Raw genomic sequence first — 20,429 nt, 5'->3', positions numbered from 1 at the left:
GGCGCCCACCCCGGTCCGTAGACTCTGGAGACCGTGAGCCTTACCCTCGGAATCGTCGGACTGCCCAACGTCGGCAAGTCCACCCTCTTCAACGCGCTGACCAACAATGACGTGCTGGCCGCGAACTACCCGTTCGCGACCATCGAGCCCAACGTCGGCATGGTCGAGCTGCCCGATCCGCGGCTGGTCAGGCTCGCCGAGATCTTCGGCTCCGAGCGGATCCTGCCCGCGACGGTCTCGTTCGTCGACATCGCCGGCATCGTGAAGGGCGCGTCCGAGGGTGCAGGCCTTGGCAACAAGTTCCTGGCCAACATCCGCGAGGCCGACGCCATCTGCCAGGTGGTTCGTGTGTTCGCCGATGACGACGTGGTGCACGTCGACGGCCGCGTCGACCCGGCCTCGGACATCGAGGTGATCGAGACCGAGCTCGTCATCGCCGACATGCAGACCCTCGAGAAGGCCCTGCCGCGGCTGGACAAGGAAGCGCGCAAGAACAAGGAGCTCAAGCCGCTGCACGACGAGGCGGTCAAGGCCCAGGCGTTCCTCGACGAGGGCAAGACCCTCTTCAGCGTCAAGGACAAGCTGGACTTCGGGCTGCTGCGTGAGCTGAGCCTGCTCACCACCAAGCCGTTCCTTTACGTCTTCAACGCGGACGAGGCGGTGCTCACCGACGAGGCGAAGGTCGCCGAGTTGCGGGCGTCGGTCGCCCCCGCGGACGCGGTGTTCCTCGACGCGAAGGTCGAGCAGGAGCTGCTCGAGCTGGACGAGGAGGACCGCCAGGAGATGCTCGACTCGATCGGTCAGTCCGAGCCCGGCCTGCACGCGCTCGCCCGGACCGGCTTCCACACCCTCGGGCTGCAGACCTACCTCACCGCCGGCCCCAAGGAGTCGCGCGCCTGGACCATCCACAAGGGCGACACCGCCCCGCAGGCGGCAGGCGTCATCCACACCGACTTCGAGCGCGGCTTCATCAAGGCAGAGATCGTGTCCTTCGCCGACCTGGACGAGGCGGGTTCGATGGCCGCGGCCAAGGCCGCAGGCAAGGTGCGCATGGAGGGCAAGGAGTACGTGATGGCCGACGGTGACGTGGTGGAGTTCCGCTTCAACGTCTAGCGTCATCAACGGACTGCGTGGTATCCCTGGTCGCTAGGTAACCTGCCTGGGCAGTACAGGTAGGTGGAGGTCGCGACGGTCTGGGCGGCATCTGTGTGCCGCCGGCGTTGGCCGAGGCGATCACGCCGTTTCAGTTCGCATGACGGACCAGTCCATCCCGTCGACGTATCGCGCGCTGAACGAGCGCGACTCGGCGCTGCCGGAGCGTTTCGGAATGGCGATTGGAAGACAGGTGAACTCTGTGTCGACGTACTCCTACTTCCCCTCGCAGCGGGAGGGGCTTGTGAAGTCCATCCTGCTCGACGCGAACGTGACGGGACACCTGGACACGATCGCCCGAAAGGGCTCCTTGTACACGGACAGTGCCATCCGGCAACGTATCGCCGATCTGATCGAACGCTTGGACGAGAACGTCCGCATAATGCCGGGCCTGGGTGCGGCTGAGAGCGCCATGCGTCGGACGGAAGAGGTGCGGGAGGTCTCGAACTATCATCGGCGGAGCCTGAACGCTTTGCGCTTGCTCGGTGATGATCGGTCAGTGCTCCGTGCATGGCTGGATGGGAACGAAGTCTCTCCTGTCGCAGCTGCCCAGTCGGATGGTGAGGCGGATGTGAACGAGGTCATCTCCGATGACCTCAGGACAGTGCGGCAGAACTTTGTCGTTCCCTCGTATGCCTTGGTGCTCAAGGCATATCAACTCTATCTGCAGAAACGCGACTCGGTGGGGGCGTTCGGTGAGCTCGACAGCTTCGCGGGAGAACTCTACGGCCGCGGTTCACGTGAGATCGTGCTCGGCGCTCTTCTGCTGGCCGGGAACTCGAGGGGGCGTCAGATGGCTTTGAGCATCATGAAGTTGCAGGACGAGACGGGGCTTGAAAAGACGTTGGATCGACTTTGGAATACAAGCTTTGACCTCACCTACTCGCGGATGGCAACGCAGCCGTGGGCACCTGAGTTCGGTCAGTTCGTACCGCAACCGGTTGCCTTTGTCACCGACGACAAGCGTCTCGGTGAGTTTCTCGAGATGATCGAACCGATGGGATCAGTTCCGCACCAGCGAGGTGGGCGGGTATCCGCCAGTGCGTTCCCAATCGCGGAACTCGTTCGCGACGATCTTACCCGTCGGGTGGCCGAGATCGTGGCCCGTAGCGGGAACGAGTTGCTGCGCAACAAACTCGATATTTCGGACATGCAAAGGATTCGACGTTACAAAGCTCGAAAGTACTCGACAGATCTGGAAGGTTGGTTCGCTGCCAGGTATTCGTGATGACGCACGGGTCTGCTGATGTTCTCGGCGCCGGATGCTCGTGGTGCACGCTTCTCGCGTGGGAGGTCCGAGCCGGTCACGGGCGTTCGTTCCGGGAGGCCTTCTCGACGATTCCGGCGATTCGTTTGGTCTTGGTCGCCGGTTGTTTGGCGAACGCGATCTGGCTGAGCGCGAACTTGCGGACACTCGGCGGCCATGCGTCCCAGTGGCCACGGGCTTGCGGGTCGGCGTCGAGGGCGGCGGCGAGTTCCGGTGACTCGACGAGTGCCTAGGCGTCGCCGAGCAGGGTCCACAGACCGCGCTGTTTGGCGTCGTCGATGACGGCCTGTCCGGCCGGCTGCATCCGTCCCTCGGCGAGCAGGTCGGTCACGCGCGCCTTGTTGGACGCGGCCCACGCGCTGTTGCGGCCGCGTCGGGTGAACCACATGCCCCGCCGCTGTTCGTCGATGGTCCGGGTGTGCCGTCGACCCATCCCCAGCAGAGCGCCTCACGCACCACCTGGTCGTAGTCGAGAGGTGTGTTGCCGGACTCCTTGCGCCAGAACACAAGTCAGACGCCGTCGGAGTCGTCGTGATTGTCGCGCAGCGACGCATGCCACTCGTCGAGGGATCCGGGATGCAGGTGTTCGGCGTTCGGGTTGGCCATAGCGTCAAGGCTAAGCGCTGGCTGTCACGCGTCCGCAGAACTCGGTGCAGGGGGAGCGATGCTGACTCTCTGGCGGCGGTGGTGGCTACCATCGTCGCCGCCGGGTGATTCGCTCGGTTCCGTCCTGATCTGGAGGTGGCGCCGTGAGCGTGGTATCGAACAACCCCAACGTGATTCCGCCCTACGCAGTTCTTCCCGACCTCCTTGTCGAGGAGGACGGCCGTGCCGAGCTGACTCAGCAGATCTGGGATCAGCTGGTCACCGGCCGCGACGACGTCGACGACTTCATCGACACCTACGGCGAGGACTACGACCTCACCGACGACCAGCTCGCCGCGGCGTTCGACGCGCTCCGCACCGTTCGGCTGCGGCAGCAGGCAGAGATCGGTGCGTACACCTCCCGGACGATCGCCGCGTTCGACGAGCTGAATGCTCACGGCGTCGTCGCCCGCGCGGCTTTCTCCTACTGCGGAACCTGTGCGTCCGGGGAGATCTGGGGGCGACCGCGACGACAGCCGCCACTGGATGGGATACGTCTACTTTCACCAGCAGGACACCGAGAATCTCGTGGCGGATGGCCAGACCTACGTCGGCTACGGCGCGTTTCCTCCGGAGGACTTCGACGAGGACACCTACGACGCGCTCAGTGAGGCCGCGAAGGAAGACATCTACCGCGCCGAGGTGACGCGCCTGCTCGACGACGTGATGTTCCCGGTGCTCCGACGGCACGGTATCGAGCCGGAATGGAATCGCGAGCTGGGGCACGCGGGTGCTGCTCACGAATGCCGGCGAGCCGCCCGCTCAGCGCCCCGCCGGTGCCTCGCTCAAGGTCCGGCGGGTGACGAACCGTCGCGGCATCCCGGACAGCGGATCGGTGAATTCCAGTTCCCGCGCGAGCAATTGGAGCGGGAGGGAATGATCGTCCGGCGCCTCGGGAAGCAGGTCGGGATACAACGGTGACGCCCCGCCTGCGGTGAAGCCGGCCGCGATCAAAGACGCCCTGGACCGCGGAGGCCTCAGTGCCAAGACGGCCGTCTCGGTAGAGGTTGGCCCGACGCCGGAATGGGAGCGGGTGCTCACGGACGTGGTCACTGGCGGTAGCCGCGCCGACTCCCGCGCGGTGCGGGGCGTGGAGACCACGCCGACGCCGGATTGGATGGCCGACGAGCTGAACGCGGCCGCCGAGGATGACGTCCTCGATGCCGAAGTGGTGGAGGACCCACCTTCTCAGCTGCCCGCGCGTTGTGAACGCGCCGCCCCGGCCTTTGCTCCTGCAGCTCAGCCGAGCGGGGGCCTGATGGACTACGAGGAGGCGTTGAGCCAACTCCGGGCCACCGCACCGCCACCCGCCCCGGTGGCCAGCCGCCGCAGGCGGCATTAGACCGGCCTGAGTGTCCCCACATCCGATTTGAAGTGGCTGGCCGGGTAGTTGCCTGCCCGGCTGCCAGCCGCCGGGTCAAATCCGAAGTCGAGGTTGTGCGGCCTTGCTGACGCGGGGGCTTCAGGGCTAGGACGGGGCTACGTGCCGACGAGAGATTCGCAACCGTGCAGGTGAAATATCAAGTTGGACAGTGCAAGTGACGTGTGATCTGAACGTTTGGACGGCTAGCTACTGGAAACATATTGTGAGGCAACGGGATAGAGGAGCAGGCGTATGGGAGCAAATCGGTACGCGATCCGAGAGCAGACGGCAGGCCGTTTTCAGGCGCGGTGGTACGGCGCTGACGGCAAGCGCAAGAGCAAGACCTTCGCCACGAAGACCGAGGCCAAGAAGTACCTGGACAACATTAGCGCCGACCTGAACCGGGGCGACTACATCGACCCCAGCGACGGGCGGCGCACCGTGAAGGAGATCGCTGAGCTGTGGCTCGGCAGCCGCAACCTGCGGCCCAAGACTGAGCAGTCCTATCGGACCATCCTGGAGCAGCGCATCTATCCCACCTTCGGCGACAGGGCAGTCGGCAGCATCACGACGCTGGATCTGGTCGCGTGGATTACGACGCTGAGTACCGAGGGAAAGCGCGTCGGCCACAACAACAAGTCCGTCAACGCGGAATCGCGTCGGGCGGAACGAGACGCACGGTACCGGGAGCGCGGGGGCAAGACCCCGGTCGGGAAGCCGCTGGCACCGGGCACCGTCCACAACGCGGTGCGAGTGATGCGACAGGTGCTCGACGCCGCCGTGCGGGCGCGGTACCTGCGGGGCAACCCTGCGCACGGCCTCACCCGCGACGATTTGCCCAAGGCTCATCGCGACACCACCGGCACGCCGTACCTGGATGCGGCTCAGGTGGAGCGGCTGGCCGTGGCGATGGGCGAGGTCAGCGAAGACCCCGCCCTGGCGCTGCTGGTGCGGTTCGCCGCGCAGACGGGAATGCGAGCGGGGGAGTGCTGCGGCCTGCGATGGGAGAACGTGGACCTACTGCGCGGGCGGATCACCGTGGCCGAGTCCATCAGCGCCGTGTCCAGCGGCGACTGGTGCGTCGTCCCGCCGAAGAACGGCAAGACCCGCGTGGTGCCCATGCCGCCCGTGTTGCGCGACGCCCTGGCTGACCTGGCCCATGAGCGCGCGGCAGCTGGAGCGTTCGCCCCCGAGATGTACGTGTGGCCCGGCCCAGAGACGAGGGACGCGGCCTACGGCACCGAGCCGATGAGCTGGGGGCGGGACTTCTACCTGCGGTACTGGAAGCAGGCCGTCGCCAAGGCGGGTCTACCAAAGTCGTTGCGGTTTCACGACCTGCGGCACACATGCGCGGCGCTGCTGATCGCGGCAAACGTCCCCGCCAAGGCAATCCCAGGCCCAGCTGGGCCACAGCTCGTTCAAGATCACAATGGACATCTACGGGCATCTGTACGAGGACGCCAGCGACGCGGTCTCCAACGCGATGGACGCAGCGTTCGCGGCCCCACGGCCGGAGCCGACGAATGTGCGAGCGATCACCGGTTGAGCGCACCGAAAAGGCTATGCTCCCGGACCGTGGGAGTACTCGAGTTCATTGCGGCAGTAGTCGGCTCGTTGGCGTGGCCGGTCGTCGTAGTGACTGTTGTCGTTGTACTGCGTCGCCAGATTCGAGAGCTTGCCTCGAAGTTGGTTGCACGGTTTGCCGAGTTGGTCGAGCTTAGTGGGATGGGTGTCTCACTTAAGTTCAATCAGGCACTGGACAAGCTTGAGCAGGACGTCAAGGAGATCACTGCGAGCGACGGTGGTTCCTTTTCGGAGTGTGCCATCGTGACGAAGCACGAGAACGAATCGGAGCCCGCAACAGACGTTGGAGCGCCGGTTAAGGCCGTCGCGTCCGATGACGAGCCGCTCGTTACCCTGCTTGTTGCGTACCGGTTAGTTGAAGACGCTGCAATGCGGGCACTAGACCGGCATGACCTTTTCACGAAGTCGGGACGGATGGGGGTGATGTCGGCGCTGAAGCTCCTCACGACCAAGACTGGGGTTGACCCCGACCTGCGTCGCGTTGTCGCGGATCTTGTCTCGCTACGGGATGAGGCGGTTCATGAGGGATCGCGAGTTTCTCGGGATGATGCGGCTCGGTTTACGTGGATCGCCGAGGACGTGGCTGAGTATCTAGATCGGGTCTGACGCAACGCGCGACCTATTTTGCTCGACTCTCGACCTTGGGAGCGAACATGCAAGCACTCAGGGGTTAGCGGCTGGTGGGCCAATCTGCATCAGCCGGTAGGTGAACTTTTTCTGATTGGTCAGATCATCCGTGATGCTAGTGACTGCCACAACCATATCGTAATCAGCGTTTAGTTGTGATTGCAGAAATCCAGGGAGTGCCTGACTGTCTACGTAGCCGCTATAGGTTTCGCCGGTCTCGCGGTTTTCGGCGCCAAAGGTATGGTTGTCGACGTCTCCTCGGAATAGCCGCATCCTAGCTTCCACTGGTGGCTCGGAATTGTCAGGAGCAAGGTAGTTTAGCGTTGCTAGAATTCGCTTGATCTTGTTGGTGGACATGTTGGCTGCTGTGAAATTGGCTGATTCATTTGCGGACACGATAGTTACTGGACCGTCGATCTTGTCGAGATGCTGTACGAAAGTCCGGAAGCTCTTCGCTGCCCTCGTGTTGAAGGATTTCATCTGAGCTTTGAAGGTCTCGTCCTCGTCATCGAGGGCGAGGGTGTGAACGATCGCGTTTGCAGCTTTCTCAAAGGGGGAGTCGAACAGGCTGTTGAAGCCTGTCGATGCGAGGTCGATGACAAAGCTAGCTGCGCTTAGTTCGATGACTTCGCTCGCGGTCTCAAGCTGATATTCGACTGGGATTCTACCGGCTAGGGGTGCCTCCTTTCCGTTCAGGCGGGCGGACTGCCCGACAGTGTCGAGTAGGTTCTGTGCATGGACCAAGAGTGAACCGACTGCCCTCGTTGGTGCGGCAGTTCTTTTGCTGGTGCGGGGGTCTATTTCGAGTCGGAGCATTGGTCGCATTTCCCGCTTTGCGCGTTGAGCAAGGGCGGTAGGGCTGACCGCGCGTGGCGCCGTATCCGTTTTTAGTTCCAGTCTGTACTGATTATCGGGTAGCCACTCATCTGCGATGTCTGGTCCCTTCAGAATTCGCTCGATGGTGTCGCGGAACTCTGGATCTGTATGGGTTTTTACAAGGAAGACGTAATCTTCGGGATTTATGAACGCGGATCGCACGGAGATTCCGCCAGAGCGCACTATCTGGAATCGCTCTGGGGAGACTGGGACATAGAGCCATAGGTCATGATCGTTGCTCTCTTCTGCCCATGCGGCTACGTAACGATTGCCAGATGCTGATGTGCAGGAGAAGAGTCGAGGACCGTCGTATTCCTCGAAGGTCTCTTCGATGCTCAATCGGCCAAGTACGGTGTCGCGCGGGAGCCAGTTCATGCGACGACCGAGCAGTTGGTCCAGTCGCTGTCATTGATGGGCCTCCACCATGTGTGGTGGCTCCGATCGTTTCCGGTCTGCAGGATTGCTCCGGGGCCGGATACATCGATCTTTGCGATCTTCTTCTTCCTAAGAGGTCCCACGGACCTGCGGGTCCTCTCGGCAGCCGCGAGCTCATCGAACACGCTGAACCCTGAAGCCATACATTGCTTGTCGCCGAAGTCCTTGCCCTTATAACGCGCTCCGATGCTCTGGAGCTCGACATGAGTCATGGTGTCTTCGCCTGAGGGCGGGGCGGCATCGACTAGGCGGAAGTAGTGGCCAATGGCTGGCTGTGCATCCGCAGGCGGGCACTGCGCCGGATAGTAGTCCGGCCACTCGCTTGTCAACGTGTCCCTCCCCGATGGTCCATATCGGTCGTGATCATGTCATACCCATTCCGCGACGAGCGCGCAGATTCCCAAGAAAGGGCTGCCATAGGGCTAAGGCCGATGTTGTGAGGTGCATCACCGCAGGTAGATAGCACTATTTCACGCGGAACTAAAGTTCCGCTTCAACGTGTAGAACCCCAGGCGAACGGCTTGTTAGGCCGCCCGTCCGCAGCAGAACCCGCAGAGGCTCGGAGCAGTTCGTCCGCAGCCCTGCGGGTTCTGTCGTCTGCGTGGGGCCACGGGTGTCTGTCGGTGTTTCAGCGTGACGCTGGGCTGAACACCGGACCGAGAAACGTCTGGAGGTAGGCCAACAGGGCCTCCCGATCGTCGACGTCGACTGCTGATCCCGGCGTCCCCACCAGCGAGACGAGCATCCGGACCAGCCATTCCGCCGCCCCGGGCAGGTCGAGGTCCTCTCGGGCCAGGCCGCGTTGCTGGGCGTCACGCAGCCGGTCCACCCAGAAGTCGGACAGCTGGGCGACCACGTCCTGGGAGTAGGTGCCCATGATCTCGGCGTACTCGTGCGGTTCCCGGGCGGCCAGTTCAACGGCCAACGGCCCCAAGGGATTCTGCCTCGACAGCACGACCGCCTCGGTCAGCATGCCGGACACGCTGTCCTGTCGCGCGATCCGATCGGCCGCGTCCTCCCAGAAGTCCGCGCCCCGGCGGATCAGTGCCGCCGAGAGCAGTGTCGCCTTATCGGTGAAGAACCGGTACAGGTAGGCGCGGCTGAGATCGGCTTCCTGGGCCACGGCGCGCACGGTGGTGCGGCGGATCCCGTCGCGCGCCAGACAGAGTTCGGCGGCGTCCAGGATGCGGTCGCGCACGACGCTGGAGTCGGGTCTCATTGCCGCTCGATCATAGGGCGTCGAAAAGTTCGGAGAATTCTTCTGTAAACACTTGTGTCAAAGTGTCTACAAAGCACTACGTTCTCCACCATGACCGGCCGCGCGGAGGCCCGGTCGCCGACCGAGGCGACGGCGTGTCGGAACGGTGAGCGCTACGGAGGACCTATGGGATTCCTGCTACCGGTGGAACCGGACATCGACGCGGACGAGTTGCGCCGCGGCCGCCGACCCACCCAGATGCGCATCCTCTCGGAGAACTACCTCTCACAAGGTTTCGGGACACCCGATGTGGTGTACGTCGGCTACCTCGCGAAGATCGCCCTGTTCATTCTCGGCGCGGCAATGTTCGCGTTGACCACACCCGGCGTGGACGGCCTGCTCGACGTCGGCCAGTGGTGGGCCCTGCCGGTCGTGTGGCAGAAGGTCGTGCTCTGGTGCATCCTCTTCGAGGTCACCGGCCTGGGCTGCGGATTCGGGCCCCTGAACCTGCGCTTCCTGCCGCCGTTGGGTTCGTTCCTCTACTGGTTCCGCCGTGGAACCATCCGGATGCCGCCGTGGCCGAGGCGAGTTCCGCTCACCTCCGGAGACAAGCGCGGCGTCGTAGACATCGCCGCGTACGCCGCGCTGCTCGTCTCGCTGCTGGTGGCGTTGGTCTCCGCGACCGCTGCCGGGACGGTTCAGCTGCCTTGGCAGAAGGTGGCCGTCGTCCTGGGACTGCTCGCGGTCATAGGACTGCGTGACCGGACGATCTTCCTGGCCGCCCGCGCGGAGGTCTACGGCGCGATTGCCGTGACCTTCCTCGTCCCGTTCCCCGACTCCATCGTGGCCGCCAAGTTCGTCCTGCTGTGTATCTGGTGGGGTGCGGCGGTCTCGAAGCTCAACGTGCACTTCCCGTCGGTCGTGCAGGCGATGGAGGCGAACAGCCCGCTGTGGCGAACGAAGCGCATCAAGCACCTCTTCACCCGCTCGTACCCCGATGACCTGCGCCCCTCCTGGCTCTCGAAGTTGCTCGCCCACGGCGGAACCGCGATCGAGTTCGGCGTCCCGCTCGTACTGATCCTCTCCGGAGGCGGCACCGTCACGACGGTCGCGGCGACCGTGATGATCCTGTTCCACCTGCACATCATCGTGACGATCCCGATGGGGACGCCGCTCGAGTGGAACGTCTTCATGATCTTCGCCGTGCTGACGCTGTTCGTGGACAAGGCATCCCTGGGGCTCGACGACCTCGTGCATCCCGCGGTCCTGCTGATCCCGGCCGTCAGCTTCCTCCTGGTGATCCTCGGCAACCTGTTCCCCGAGCGGATCTGCTTCCTGCTCGGGATGCGGTACTACGCCGGGAACTGGGACACCACCGTCTGGTGCCTCTCGCCCAGCGGCGAGCAGAAGCTGACCGACGGTACGATCCGCTTCGCGATGCTGCCGCACCGCCAGCTGGAGAAGATCTACGGCGGCGAGGACGAGGCCCGGGTCACGCGGCTCACCGGCTTCGCGTTCCGCGCGATCCACACGCACGGCCGCGCGCACGCCGCACTGCTGCCCCGACTCCTGGCCGACCAACCCACCACGGAGTACGTCGAACTCGACGGCGAGACGGTGGCCGGCGTCGTGCTCGGCTGGAACTTCGGTGACGGTCACCTGCATTCCGAGCAGCTCGTCGAGACGCTCCAAAGCCTGTGTGCCTTCGATTCCGGTGAACTGCGGGTCCTGGTCCTGGACGCCCAGCCGATCCACAAGCAGACCCAGGCCTACCGGCTGCTGGACGCCGCCACCGGTGAGTTCGAGCGGGGCACGGTTCGGGTCGCGGACATGGTCAACCGGCAACCGTGGGCCGACGACATGCCGGTGACGGTGAGCGAAAACCCTCAGGCCCGCTGACATGGCGAACGTGAGGACCGCAGTCGTGGTCGGTTCCGGCCCCAACGGTCTGGCCGCCGCCGTCCGATTGGCCGGGCACGGAGTGAAGGTGACGGTGCTGGAAGGTGCCGAAAGTCCGGGAGGAGGCGCGCGCACCAGTGAACTGACGCTGCCCGGACTGCTGCACGACGTCTGTTCTGCGGTGCACCCGCTCGGGGTCGCCTCGCCGTACCTGGCGACCCTGCCGCTCGCCGAACACGGCCTGCGGTGGCGGTGGCCCGAGATCGACCTCGTCCATCCTCTGGCGGACGGGTCGGCCGGTGTGCTGGCCGGCGACGTCGATCGCACGGCCGCCGGGATGGGGGTGGACGCGGAGGCCTGGCGCAGGGTCTTCGGGCCCCTCGCGCGCACCTTCGACACCCTCGCCCCCGAGGTGCTCGGGCCGCTCCTGCGAGTGCCCAGGCATCCGGTCGCCCTGGCCAGGTTCGGAATCCGGGCCGGACTCCCGGCAACCGTCCTGGCCAGGGCCTTCCGCACACCGCAGGCCCGGGCCCTGTTCATGGGGTGCGCGGCGCACATGTTCCAGCCGCTGAACCGTCCGCTGTCGGCGTCGGTGGGCGTGATGTTGGTGGCTGCTGGACATCGTCACGGATGGCCGGTCGCCGAGGGCGGCTCGCAGGCGATCACCTCGGCGCTGGTCTCCCTCCTGCGCGAGCGCGGAGGGGAGATCGAGTTCAACGCTCCGGTCCGATCGTTCGCCGACCTGCCGGCCGCCGACGTGACGTTGTTCGACACGACTCCGCAGGCGGTTGCCGAGATCCTGGGTGATCGGCTCGGCGGGCGGGGCCAGCGCCGGTACCGGTCCTACAAGTTCGGCCCTGCCGCGTTCAAGGTGGACCTGGCCGTGCGCGAGGGGGTCCCGTGGACCAACGAATCTGCGCGCCACGCCGGCACGGTCCATCTGGGCGGCACCGCCGGCGAGGTGGCGGCAGCGGAGGCCGCGATCGTCGCGGGCCGGATGCCGGAGCGGCCGTTCGTGCTCGTCGGGCAGCAGTACCTGGCCGACTCGACCCGGTCGGTCGAGGAAGTGCATCCGATCTGGGCGTATGCGCACGTCCCGTCCGGCTACGACGGGGACGCGACGGAGGTCGTGCTGGACCAGATCGAGGCGTACGCGCCCGGTTTCCGCGGCCGGGTCGTCGCAGCGCACGCGACCAGTCCGGCAGAGTACGAGCGTCACAACGCGAACTACGTCGGGGGCGACATCGGGGGAGGGGCGAACTCGCCGCTCCAGATGGTCGGGCGACCGGGGTTCGCGCTCGACCCGTACGCGACCGGTGTCGATGGCATGTTCTTGTGTTCGGCCTCCACGCCGCCAGGTGCGGGCGTACACGGAATGTGCGGGGCAGGCGCTGCCGCCAGCGCGTTGCGCAGTCTGGGCGTCGATGTGCAGCCCCTCCGGCGCCGAGCCGACTGACGGGTTACCACTGAACTGAACCGGATCACGGCCACTCGTGGTGGTGGCACGGCGGTGCTGCGGTTGGACAACGTGCCGGAGATGATCGCTGCTGCGCTGACCGACTGGGCTGGCACGAGGACCGGGATGCTGTTCATCCCACCCGGGGAGCCGTGGCGCAACCCCTTCATCGAGTCCTTCAACGGTCGCCTCAACATGCACCTGTTCTGGTCCCTGACCCACGCCAAGGTCACCATCAGCGACTGGAAGGAGGAGTACAACCACGACCGGCCGCACTCATCATTGGGCTACCGAACCCCACGGGCCTACGCTGCAATCTGTACCCACTAATCGACTCTCACGCGTCTGGTGTCGTATGCCCACATCGCGATCTCGACGCGGTTGCGGGCGCCGAGCTTGGTCATCAACGATGCGACGTGGGTCTTGACCGTGCTCAGGCCGACGAAGAGCTCGGTGGCGATCTCGGCGTTGGTCCGGCCCCGTGCCACCAGCGCGAGCACCTCCTTCTCGCGCTCGGTGAGCGGGTCGATGGGCTGGACCGGTACCACCGGCGCCTGGTCGGCGAAGGTCGCCAGCAGCCGGCGGGTGACGTTGGGGGCGATCAGCGCGTCCCCGTTGGCCGCCGCGTGGATAGCCTGCACGAGGAGCTCCGGCCCGGCGTCTTTGAGCAGGAAGCCGCGGGCGCCGGCGCGTAGGGCGCCGAGGACGTACTCATCGAGGTCGAAGGTGGTGATCACGACGACCGCCATCGGGTCCGTCACGTCTGGCCCGGCCAGGCGCCGCGTCACCTCGACGCCGTCGAGCCCGGGCATCCGGATGTCGACGAGGAGGACATCGGGACGCAGCCGGGTCGCCAGGTCGAGCGCTGCGAGCCCGTCTGCTGCCTCCCCCACGACCTCGAGGTCGGGTTGCGCGCCGAGAATCATCACCAGCCCGGTCCGGACCAAGTCCTGGTCGTCGGCTACGACAACACGGATGCTCATGCCATCGCCTCCACCGGCATCACGGCCTCGACCACCCAGCCACCCTCGGGCCCCGGCCCCGCGGAGAGCGATCCGCCGAGGAGCTGGGCGCGTTCGGCCATGCCCAGCAGGCCGAACCCAGGCTCCGGGGCCGGCCCCGGCTCGGTCTGTCCATCGTCGCTGACACGCAGCCTGACGGCGTCGCCCTCCCGGCGTACGTCGATCCCGACGCGGGTCGCGCTCCGGGCGTGCCGTACGGCGTTGGTCAGCGACTCCTGCGCGAGCCGGTAGAGCGCGGCATCCACGGGTCGTGCCAGCCGGGTTAACGAACCGTCCAGCGAGACCTCGACGGTGGGCGTCGCGTCCGCGCGCGCCAGAGCAGGCAGGTCCGCGACACCCAGCTGCGGTGAGTAGGCGACGGCTTCCTCCTCACGCAGCACCCGCACCATGGATCTCATGTCCGCCAGGGTTCGCGACGCTTCAGACTCGATCGCGGCCAGGATCTCGGCAGCCTTCTCAGGCTCGATGCCGGCAACCACGCCACCGGCCTGCGCCTGCACCGCGATGGCCGAGACGTGGTGGGCCACGGTGTCATGCAGCTCGCGAGCCAGCCCCACGCGCTCCTGATTGCGGATCTCGCGCTGCTGGCGATGCCAGAGGTCCGCGCGGTAGCGGAACACCGCCGCGAGGGCGACGAACAACAGCAAGAGGACGCTCCCGCCGAAAACGTCGGCCCAGCCCGCGGAGGAGACGTACATCCCCAGCGCGACGACGGCCGTCACGAACGCCGTCCCCAAGACCATCTCCCGGCCCGAGCCCCACCGCACCAGGGAGTAGAGCAGGATCAGGACGGCCATCATGGAGTAGAGGCCGAGGTCCTCGGCGTGCGCAGTCAGCTGGAGGACCGAGAGCAGCCCGGCGACGCCCCACCCGACCAGGGCGGCCATCAGGGGGCGACCCCGCCGCCAGAGCAGGGCAGGCATCACCGCCAGGGCGAGCATCGTCACAAGTGGTCGCCAGGCCAAGCCCGGCCGAGCGATGCCCTCGACCAAGGCGGCGGCCGCGAACACGCCCACAAGCAGCCAGTCGAGCCGACCGATGGGTGGGGCGTCAGCAGGCCGCGGCTCATGCCAGATGGAGCGCCGGACAGTGACCACGGCTACAGCCTAGGGGTCGGCGCGCCTCGGCGTACCCGCCGAAAGAACGAGAGAGAGACCATGCCATCGGCCAGGCGAACCCCAGCCTCCGGGCCGAGGCGCCCGCCGCCGGGCTCAGCGATCGTAGACCTACCGATCCTCACCACAACAACGGAGCCCATGATGAGAACAGGTCAACCCACCGCCACACTGGAAGACCAGCGGATCCCGGTGAGAGCCAAGCTCGCCGCAACGTGGACAAGCTTCATGTTCCTATACGCCTACGTGGACATTCTCAACTTCTTCACGCCCGGCGTCATCGAAGACATCCTCGACGGCAAGGTCTTCGAGTTCGACCTCTCCCAGACCTTTTCGACCACGGCGCTGACCCTCATGGCCATCCCGATCCTCATGGTCGTGCTGTCGATGACGCTGCCCGCCCGGGCGAACCGCATCACGAACCTCATCGTGGCCTCGCTCTACGTCCCCGTCACGGCATTCAACGCGGTGGGCGCGTCCTGGCTGTACTTCTACGGCCTCGGCATCGTTCTGGAATTGATCCTTCTCGCCCTCATCGTGCGGTACGCCTGGACCTGGCCCCGCACCGTCGGCGACCATGGCGACCAGCCCGGACCGTGAAACCGTTCGCGCCCAACAGCAAGCGTGAACCCAAGAGCAGTCCCAGTCCTGTTCGGAGCCATCTGCCTCGGGTGCCGCGGTGTGGGCCTCCTGGCGGTGGGACACCAACTACCACTGGGACGTCGCGTAGGGGCCTTCCAAGGCACCTACCGGCAAACGCAACGGCATCAAAGTCTTGGAAGCGGTCCAGGTGCTGTGAGGGCCGATTAGTGGGTACAGATGGGCGCCGCACGCGGCGCGGCTACCGAGGCGGTCGCCCCGTCACCTACGACGCCGAGGACTACAAGGGTCGCAACGTCATCGAGCGCGGTTTCAACGAGACCAAGCAATGGCGCGGGCTCGCCACCCGCTACGACAATCTCGCCCTCACATACCGCGGCGGAGCCGTCCTCCGAGCCATCATGCTCTGGCTCAACGCAGTAGGAGACACGCCCTAGAGTCCCCTGAGCCCGAGCAGTCGACTCGCGAGGCGAGGTGGTCGATCCCCTCGCCCCCTCAGTCGATCTACGAGCTCTGGCGTGTGGGGCGGGAACGAGTCGAGGATCTCAGCGGGCCCGAACGCGATGGGTTCGCCTGGTTTCGCACGGTCTCGAGCATCCGTCCAACCCGTGATGAGGAGATACCATCCCGCTTCCGCGACTACTGGCGAGTCTGAGGTCAAGATCGCTTCGATCTCCACGACGCCGTCGCTGAGCGAGGCGACATTCTCGACCGTCCGAGATATCACCACGATCTTCGCCGATGGATCGCTGTTCCACACGGTCGCGTTGGCCCACCGCTTGAAGAGCTCGGCCTCCTTGCGTTCTCGGACATCTTGACGCCACCAGAATGCGAGGAGCCCAGCCACGATGAGTCCAGTGGAGCCCCAGAGTACGAACTCGAACATGCCCGCATCATAGGGATCGAGACGCCAGCCTCTCCGAGAAGCGGGCGCATCCGACCACATCGCCATCGGTAACGATCCGCAGCGCCTGCGGCCAAAGCTACGCATTGTGAGCCTGCTGTCAGAGATGCTGCACAGGTGATGCCGACCAAACGAAACGGCTTTTCCGCCATATCGATGGTGATGCTCGCTGTCGCGGGGTTGCTGGTCGCGCTCCCTGGGAGCAGTGGCGCCGCACCGCCGGACTGGCGATACACGATGGTGACGTTCAGTAACATCAGCGACCACGACCTGGATGTCTACGAGTCGGGGGACGCCACTCACTTCCAGCCCCTACGACTGTCGGCGTATCGGCCGCCGTCAGGGGTGGTGCGCGACCCGAGCATCTTCCGGCACACGGACGGGCTCTACTACCTCACTTACACGACAGTCGACGGTGCGAACATCGGCTTCGCGCGCAGCAGTGACCGCATCAACTGGACGTTCCTGGGGGCCTGGCCGGTCCCGCTCTGCTGCGCGTTCCTGCCGGGCACGGGGGACGGAACGGGCTCGGCGAGCCCGCCGGGCTCCTCGGGGTCGGCCGGGTTCAGCGACGGACCGTCGCTGTCGCCGTTCACCACCAAGGCCTGGGCACCCGAATGGTTCGTGGACGGCGAGCGCGTCAGCGTCATCCTGTCGATGTCGACCGGCGGCGGATTCGTGCCGTATCTGATGACCGCGCTGGATCCGTCGCTCCGAATCTGGGGCCTGCCCGTTCCGCTCGACGGCATCGGCGCGGACCACATCGATACCACCGTGGTCAAGGTGGGATCGATGTATCACGCCTTCACCAAGAACGAGACGAAGAAGGTCATCGAGCATGCGGTCGCGCCGTCGGTGACGGGACCCTATTCGTTCGTCCCGGCCGGAAATTGGGGCTCGATGCTGGAGGGCCCAGCCCTGGTTCAGTTGCCGAACAACGCCTGGCGGATATATCTCGACGCCTACACCGAGGGAAAGTACCTCTATTCCGACAGCACGGATGGGCTGAACACCTGGTCGCCCGCGCAAGAGCTTCCAGGCCTTTCCGGGACGGTGCGCCATGTCGGCGTGATGAGAGAGCCTGCGTAACCGCATGCTCAGCGCCCCGACACGGGCGCCTCGCTCAAGGTCCGGCGGGTGACGAACCGTCGCGGCATCCCCGACAGCGGATCGGTGAATTCCAGTTCCCGCGCGAGCAATTGGAGTGGGAGGGAATGGTCGTCCGGCGCCTCGGGCTGCAGGTCGGGGTACAAGCGGTCGCCCAGGATCCCGACGCCGAGCGCCGCCAGGTGGATCCGCAACTGGTGCATCCGCCCGGTGTGCGGACGCAGGACCGTGTGCAGCACGGCACGTCCGGAGGCGCTCACGCCGGTGCTGCGCATCTCGACCGCCGTCTCGGCGTTGGGCTCGCGTGAGTCGTCGACGACGGCCCGCAACTCGCCCCGCCGCGCCTCGATGTGGTTGCGGTAGACGACGGGAACGACGCGCCCGGCGAGCGTCGGTGCGTCCGGGTCCCAGCCGTTCGGTCGCGCCGACACCGCCTCGTAGACCTTCGTGACCAGCCGCTTCTCGAACAACGACTGGTAGGCGCCTCGCGTCGCGGGGCGGGCCGAGAACATCACCAGGCCCGCGGTCCCGCGGTCGAGTCGATGGATCGGCGTCAGGTCCGGGTTGTCGAGGCGGACCCGCAATCGGACGAGCGCGGACTCGCGCAGGTACCGCCCGCTCGGGGTGGTCGGGAGGAAGTGCGGCTTGTCGATCACGACGAGGTCGTCGTCGACGTGCAGGATCTCCTCGTGGAACGGAACCGGGTCCTCCACCGGCAGATCGCGGTAATACCAGACGAACGGGTGCGCGCCCAGCGCCGTGCCGCGACCGATCGGACTGCCGTCGGTGCCCACGATCTCGCCGGCGTCGAGCCGCCGGTACAGTCCGTCCGCGTCCAGGTGGTCGAACCTCGCGATGACATACTCGGCGATCGTCGCCCACGGCCCGGACGTCGGGACGCGCAGCCGCGTCGGTCCGACCCCGTTCTTGACGGGCAGCGGTGAGGGCATCGGCACGAGCATCATCATCCCACCGACTACTGGCGCGGACGTGCCGCGGGGTTTCGCGAGGTCAGGCGCGCGCGAACAGACGCATCGCCTCGTCGACGACGGCGGCGCGGGTCTGACCGTCGGGGTCGGCGTCCGGGCGGAGCCAGATCGAGGCGTGGTTGAGAATGCCGTGCAGGCAGTGCAGGGCGACCGACGGATCGGGGCAGTCGAACTCACCGGTTGCGACGCCGAGATCGACGACCCTGCGGAAGAGCTGGTCGTGGCGCATGCGCATCGATTTGATCGCCTCGCTGTGGACCGGCGGCCACGGTGCGGGGAACGAGAACACCTTGCCGACCTCGGGGTAGCGCACGGTGAGGATGTGCAACTGCTCGGCGATCAGGGCGCGCAACTGGTCGGTCGCGGACAGGTCCGTGGCGGCTTCGAGCGCCCCGCCAAGGCTGGTCAGAACGTCGGTGGTGAGCTTCTCCAGAGCCTCGGCGACGAGCGCATCCTTGCTCGGGAAGTAGTGGTACAGAGTCGCTTTCGCGATATCGGTGCGCTCGGCGACGTCCTCGAATCGCATGCCCTGGTAGCCGCTGCTGGACAGGATCTCGAGCGCCGCGGAGATCATCTCGGCCTTGCGACGATCGCGACGGCGGGTGGCGCGCCCCGCTTGGGCGGCGGGTTCCCCTTCCACGGTCGAAGTCATCGCCCGATCATATCGGGAGTCTGGGTCGGGACGATCTACCGCGAAATGGCAGGTAATCGGGTTCAACCGAATGAACAGGATCAACCATTGAGGCGGTAATTCGACCAGATGGGATAAAGTTCGACCCAAGGGTCGAGAAATGGTGAAAGGTGCGTCCGATGACCGAGGCGACAGGACACGGGGCCGGCTACTTCGAGCGGGTCTCGGAGAATCGGTTCGTCCCGACTCCGCATGCGAGCGGCGCGTGGGCGGCCGACGAGCAGCATTTCAGTCCGCTGGCCGGATTGGTGGTCCACGAGATCGAGAGGATGCGGCTACGCGAAGGTCGCCCCGCGCTGCCGATGAGTCGCATCGGCTTCGACATCCTCGGACGAATCGCGTTGGAGGAGTTCGACGTTCACGTCGAGACCGTCCGGCCCGGCCGGACCATCGAACTGGTCCAGGCAACCGTGGTCATCGCGGGCCGTGCCGTGGTCACAGCCCGGGCCTGGTATCTGGCCGATCTCGACACCGCGCTCGTCGCCGGCGGAGAACCCGACACCCTGCCGAGCCCAGAGTCGGCCACACTGTGGCCGATGGATTCGGTGTGGCCCGGCGGGTATATCGCTTCGCTCGACACCCGGCAGGTCGGTGCACCGAGTGCGGGACGCGCGACGGTCTGGGCATCGACGTCGGTGGACCTGGTGGTCGGGGAGCAGGCCGGTGACCTGGCCTCCTTCCTCGCCCTGGTCGACACCGCGAACGGCATCGGAGTGCGGCGGGACCCCGCCGAGTGGATGTTCCCGAACCTGGACCTGACCATCCATCTGTACCGCCAGCCGGAGGGGAGGTGGACCGGGCTCGACACCACGGTCACGTTCGGCCCGACTGGGCAGGGGCTGACGAGCACGGTCCTGCACGATGTCCGCGGACCCGTCGGCTGTGCGCAACAGATCCTCACCGTCCGTCCGCAGCCAGAACTCGCGGTTCAGACCGCATAGACCGCGAGACTGACATAGGGCACCGCTCCGACTCGTCCCGTATTCGGGTGGTCGGGCGGTGCCCTGTGGTTTCGCCTTTTAGGCGGCGAAGGTGAGTTGGTTGCGCCGGTTGTGTGCCGGCATGGGTTGTCGCCTGGGGTCGATCCAGGTGGGTGGGGTGAACCAAGGATGGCCGTCGGTCTTGCTGATGGTCACGGTCCAGTCGCCGCGGTGGATCGTGGTGTGGTGGAAGCGGCAGAGCAGTACCAGGTTTGACAGGTTGGTGGGTCCGCCGTTGGACCAGTGTTGGATGTGGTGGCCTTCAGTCCAGGCGGCGGGTCGTCCGCAGCCGGGGAAGGCGCAGCCGCAATCCCTCGCATTGAGGGCGCGGCGAAGCTTGCGGGGTATGAGGCGGGTGGTGCGTCCGACGTCGATCGGGTTGCCGTCGGAGTCCATGGCGATGGGGGTGATGTCGGCGTCGCAGGAGATCTGGGCGGCGAGGTCGAGGGAGATCGGCCCCAACCAGGGCATCCAGGCGGGCCCGCGCCGTCGCCCCCGAAGGTGGCGGTGGCGGTCGCG

Annotated in this window: 18 protein-coding genes and 5 pseudogenes; 13 read left to right on the top strand and 10 right to left on the bottom strand. The window is 65.8% G+C overall.

What is annotated here, in order from left to right; genetic code table 11:
- Positions 1–33 precede the first annotated feature (33 nt).
- Together ychF and C8K38_RS13765 are read left to right on the top strand one after the other, a co-directional pair.
- Entirely contained in the window at positions 34–1,113 is a 1,080-nt protein-coding gene (gene ychF, locus C8K38_RS13770; RefSeq protein ID WP_072846694.1) for a redox-regulated ATPase YchF, read from the top strand.
- Between the two features lie 139 nt (positions 1,114–1,252).
- The gene (locus C8K38_RS13765; RefSeq protein WP_097212382.1) at positions 1,253–2,380 is read left to right on the top strand and encodes a hypothetical protein; all 1,128 of its coding nucleotides are present in this window, start codon (positions 1,253–1,255) and stop codon (positions 2,378–2,380) included.
- Positions 2,381–2,456: 76 nt separating this feature from the next.
- Here C8K38_RS13765 and C8K38_RS13760 read toward each other — a convergent pair.
- A pseudogene (locus tag C8K38_RS13760) lies at positions 2,457–2,926 on the bottom strand (YdeI/OmpD-associated family protein).
- Positions 2,927–3,168: 242 nt separating this feature from the next.
- Between C8K38_RS13760 and C8K38_RS28180 the strand changes: the two are divergent.
- Positions 3,169–3,474, top strand: a pseudogene (locus tag C8K38_RS28180) (DUF6891 domain-containing protein); the annotation flags it as partial.
- Positions 3,455–3,727, top strand: a pseudogene (locus C8K38_RS28175) (DUF6891 domain-containing protein); the annotation flags it as partial. The pseudogenes C8K38_RS28180 and C8K38_RS28175, both read left to right, overlap by 20 nt.
- 99 nt (positions 3,728–3,826) lie before the next feature.
- Here the strand turns inward: C8K38_RS28175 and C8K38_RS28170 are convergent.
- Positions 3,827–3,976 (bottom strand): annotated as a pseudogene (locus C8K38_RS28170) (pseudouridine synthase); the annotation flags it as partial.
- Between the two features lie 121 nt (positions 3,977–4,097).
- On the opposite strand from C8K38_RS28170, the gene C8K38_RS13745 reads away from it, so the two are divergent.
- Positions 4,098–4,406 carry a hypothetical protein gene (locus C8K38_RS13745; protein ID WP_143548476.1) on the top strand — a complete coding sequence of 103 codons (309 nt, stop codon included), beginning with the start codon at positions 4,098–4,100 and terminating at the stop codon, positions 4,404–4,406.
- A 273-nt stretch (positions 4,407–4,679) separates the two neighbouring features.
- On the top strand, positions 4,680–6,617 hold the full coding sequence (locus C8K38_RS13740; protein ID WP_257017528.1) for a site-specific integrase: 1,938 nt from the start codon (positions 4,680–4,682) through the stop codon (positions 6,615–6,617).
- Between the two features lie 57 nt (positions 6,618–6,674).
- Here the strand turns inward: C8K38_RS13740 and C8K38_RS26885 are convergent, their stop codons facing one another.
- Entirely contained in the window at positions 6,675–7,889 is a 1,215-nt protein-coding gene (locus C8K38_RS26885; protein ID WP_143548477.1) for a DUF6575 domain-containing protein, read from the bottom strand.
- A 688-nt stretch (positions 7,890–8,577) separates the two neighbouring features.
- The gene (locus C8K38_RS13725) at positions 8,578–9,168 is read right to left on the bottom strand and encodes a TetR/AcrR family transcriptional regulator (RefSeq protein WP_097212386.1); all 591 of its coding nucleotides are present in this window, start codon (positions 9,166–9,168) and stop codon (positions 8,578–8,580) included.
- Positions 9,169–9,333: 165 nt separating this feature from the next.
- On the opposite strand from C8K38_RS13725, the gene C8K38_RS13720 reads away from it, so the two are divergent.
- The 3 genes and pseudogenes from C8K38_RS13720 to C8K38_RS13710 all read left to right on the top strand — a co-directional run.
- Positions 9,334–11,046 carry a DUF3556 domain-containing protein gene (locus C8K38_RS13720; protein WP_097212387.1) on the top strand — a complete coding sequence of 571 codons (1,713 nt, stop codon included), beginning with the start codon at positions 9,334–9,336 and terminating at the stop codon, positions 11,044–11,046.
- 10 nt (positions 11,047–11,056) lie between these two features.
- Positions 11,057–12,502 carry a phytoene desaturase family protein gene (locus C8K38_RS13715; RefSeq protein WP_097212426.1) on the top strand — a complete coding sequence of 482 codons (1,446 nt, stop codon included), beginning with the start codon at positions 11,057–11,059 and terminating at the stop codon, positions 12,500–12,502.
- A gap of 3 nt (positions 12,503–12,505) precedes the next feature.
- A pseudogene (locus C8K38_RS13710) lies at positions 12,506–12,832 on the top strand (integrase core domain-containing protein); the annotation flags it as partial.
- Here the strand turns inward: C8K38_RS13710 and C8K38_RS13705 are convergent.
- Both C8K38_RS13705 and C8K38_RS13700 read right to left on the bottom strand, forming a co-directional pair.
- On the bottom strand, positions 12,829–13,485 hold the full coding sequence (locus C8K38_RS13705; RefSeq protein WP_072753353.1) for a response regulator: 657 nt from the start codon (positions 13,483–13,485) through the stop codon (positions 12,829–12,831). The pseudogene C8K38_RS13710 and the gene C8K38_RS13705 overlap by 4 nt on opposite strands.
- Positions 13,482–14,621, bottom strand: coding sequence for a sensor histidine kinase (locus tag C8K38_RS13700; protein ID WP_097212389.1), 1,140 nt, complete (start codon positions 14,619–14,621; stop codon positions 13,482–13,484). The genes C8K38_RS13705 and C8K38_RS13700 overlap by 4 nt, the downstream gene beginning before the upstream one ends.
- 162 nt (positions 14,622–14,783) lie before the next feature.
- Between C8K38_RS13700 and C8K38_RS13695 the strand changes: the two genes are divergently transcribed.
- Together C8K38_RS13695 and C8K38_RS13690 are read left to right on the top strand one after the other, a co-directional pair.
- On the top strand, positions 14,784–15,239 hold the full coding sequence (locus C8K38_RS13695; protein ID WP_099459053.1) for a DUF6326 family protein: 456 nt from the start codon (positions 14,784–14,786) through the stop codon (positions 15,237–15,239).
- A 209-nt stretch (positions 15,240–15,448) separates the two neighbouring features.
- On the top strand, positions 15,449–15,676 hold the full coding sequence (locus tag C8K38_RS13690) for a transposase (RefSeq protein WP_179800595.1): 228 nt from the start codon (positions 15,449–15,451) through the stop codon (positions 15,674–15,676).
- Here C8K38_RS13690 and C8K38_RS13685 read toward each other — a convergent pair.
- Positions 15,673–16,125: a hypothetical protein gene (locus C8K38_RS13685; RefSeq protein ID WP_097212390.1), complete on the bottom strand. Its 453-nt coding sequence runs from the start codon at positions 16,123–16,125 to the stop codon at positions 15,673–15,675. The genes C8K38_RS13690 and C8K38_RS13685 overlap by 4 nt on opposite strands.
- A 174-nt stretch (positions 16,126–16,299) precedes the next feature.
- Between C8K38_RS13685 and C8K38_RS13680 the strand changes: the two genes are divergently transcribed.
- On the top strand, positions 16,300–17,232 hold the full coding sequence (locus C8K38_RS13680) for an arabinofuranosidase (protein ID WP_097212391.1): 933 nt from the start codon (positions 16,300–16,302) through the stop codon (positions 17,230–17,232).
- Positions 17,233–17,240: 8 nt separating this feature from the next.
- Here C8K38_RS13680 and C8K38_RS13675 read toward each other — a convergent pair whose 3' ends face one another.
- Both C8K38_RS13675 and C8K38_RS13670 read right to left on the bottom strand, forming a co-directional pair.
- Entirely contained in the window at positions 17,241–18,218 is a 978-nt protein-coding gene (locus C8K38_RS13675; RefSeq protein ID WP_097212392.1) for a pseudouridine synthase, read from the bottom strand.
- 43 nt (positions 18,219–18,261) lie between these two features.
- Entirely contained in the window at positions 18,262–18,891 is a 630-nt protein-coding gene (locus C8K38_RS13670; protein ID WP_097212393.1) for a TetR/AcrR family transcriptional regulator, read from the bottom strand.
- A gap of 158 nt (positions 18,892–19,049) precedes the next feature.
- Between C8K38_RS13670 and C8K38_RS13665 the strand changes: the two genes are divergently transcribed.
- Positions 19,050–19,871 (top strand): thioesterase family protein, encoded by an 822-nt coding sequence (locus C8K38_RS13665; protein WP_097212394.1) that lies wholly within the window; start codon positions 19,050–19,052, stop codon positions 19,869–19,871.
- Between the two features lie 78 nt (positions 19,872–19,949).
- Here C8K38_RS13665 and C8K38_RS13660 read toward each other — a convergent pair.
- The coding region (locus tag C8K38_RS13660; protein ID WP_143548478.1) for an HNH endonuclease signature motif containing protein at positions 19,950–20,429 on the bottom strand (480 nt) is incomplete at its 5' end.

Origin of the sequence: Rhodococcus sp. OK611 (assembly GCF_003050885.1) — a bacterium.
Taxonomy (GTDB): Bacteria; Actinomycetota; Actinomycetes; order Mycobacteriales; family Mycobacteriaceae; genus Rhodococcus_G; species Rhodococcus_G oryzae.
The sequence above is the reverse complement of the archived record's forward strand: the minus strand, read 5'-3'. Positions and strand labels throughout refer to the sequence as shown.

Bases quoted from the DNA above. Each gene is read 5' to 3' on its own strand.
- C8K38_RS13685 (WP_097212390.1), bottom strand. From the start codon at position 16,125: ATGTTCGAGTTCGTACTCTGGGGCTCCACTGGACTCATCGTGGCTGGG.
- C8K38_RS13670 (WP_097212393.1), bottom strand. From the start codon at position 18,891: ATGACTTCGACCGTGGAAGGGGAACCCGCCGCCCAAGCGGGGCGCGCC.
- C8K38_RS13675 (WP_097212392.1), bottom strand. From the start codon at position 18,218: ATGATGATGCTCGTGCCGATGCCCTCACCGCTGCCCGTCAAGAACGGG.
- C8K38_RS13740 (WP_257017528.1), top strand. From the start codon at position 4,680: ATGGGAGCAAATCGGTACGCGATCCGAGAGCAGACGGCAGGCCGTTTT.
- C8K38_RS13705 (WP_072753353.1), bottom strand. From the start codon at position 13,485: ATGAGCATCCGTGTTGTCGTAGCCGACGACCAGGACTTGGTCCGGACC.
- C8K38_RS13680 (WP_097212391.1), top strand. From the start codon at position 16,300: ATGGTGATGCTCGCTGTCGCGGGGTTGCTGGTCGCGCTCCCTGGGAGC.
- C8K38_RS13765 (WP_097212382.1), top strand. From the start codon at position 1,253: ATGACGGACCAGTCCATCCCGTCGACGTATCGCGCGCTGAACGAGCGC.
- C8K38_RS26885 (WP_143548477.1), bottom strand. From the start codon at position 7,889: ATGAACTGGCTCCCGCGCGACACCGTACTTGGCCGATTGAGCATCGAA.
- C8K38_RS13720 (WP_097212387.1), top strand. From the start codon at position 9,334: ATGGGATTCCTGCTACCGGTGGAACCGGACATCGACGCGGACGAGTTG.
- C8K38_RS13665 (WP_097212394.1), top strand. From the start codon at position 19,050: ATGACCGAGGCGACAGGACACGGGGCCGGCTACTTCGAGCGGGTCTCG.
- C8K38_RS13695 (WP_099459053.1), top strand. From the start codon at position 14,784: ATGAGAACAGGTCAACCCACCGCCACACTGGAAGACCAGCGGATCCCG.
- C8K38_RS13725 (WP_097212386.1), bottom strand. From the start codon at position 9,168: ATGAGACCCGACTCCAGCGTCGTGCGCGACCGCATCCTGGACGCCGCC.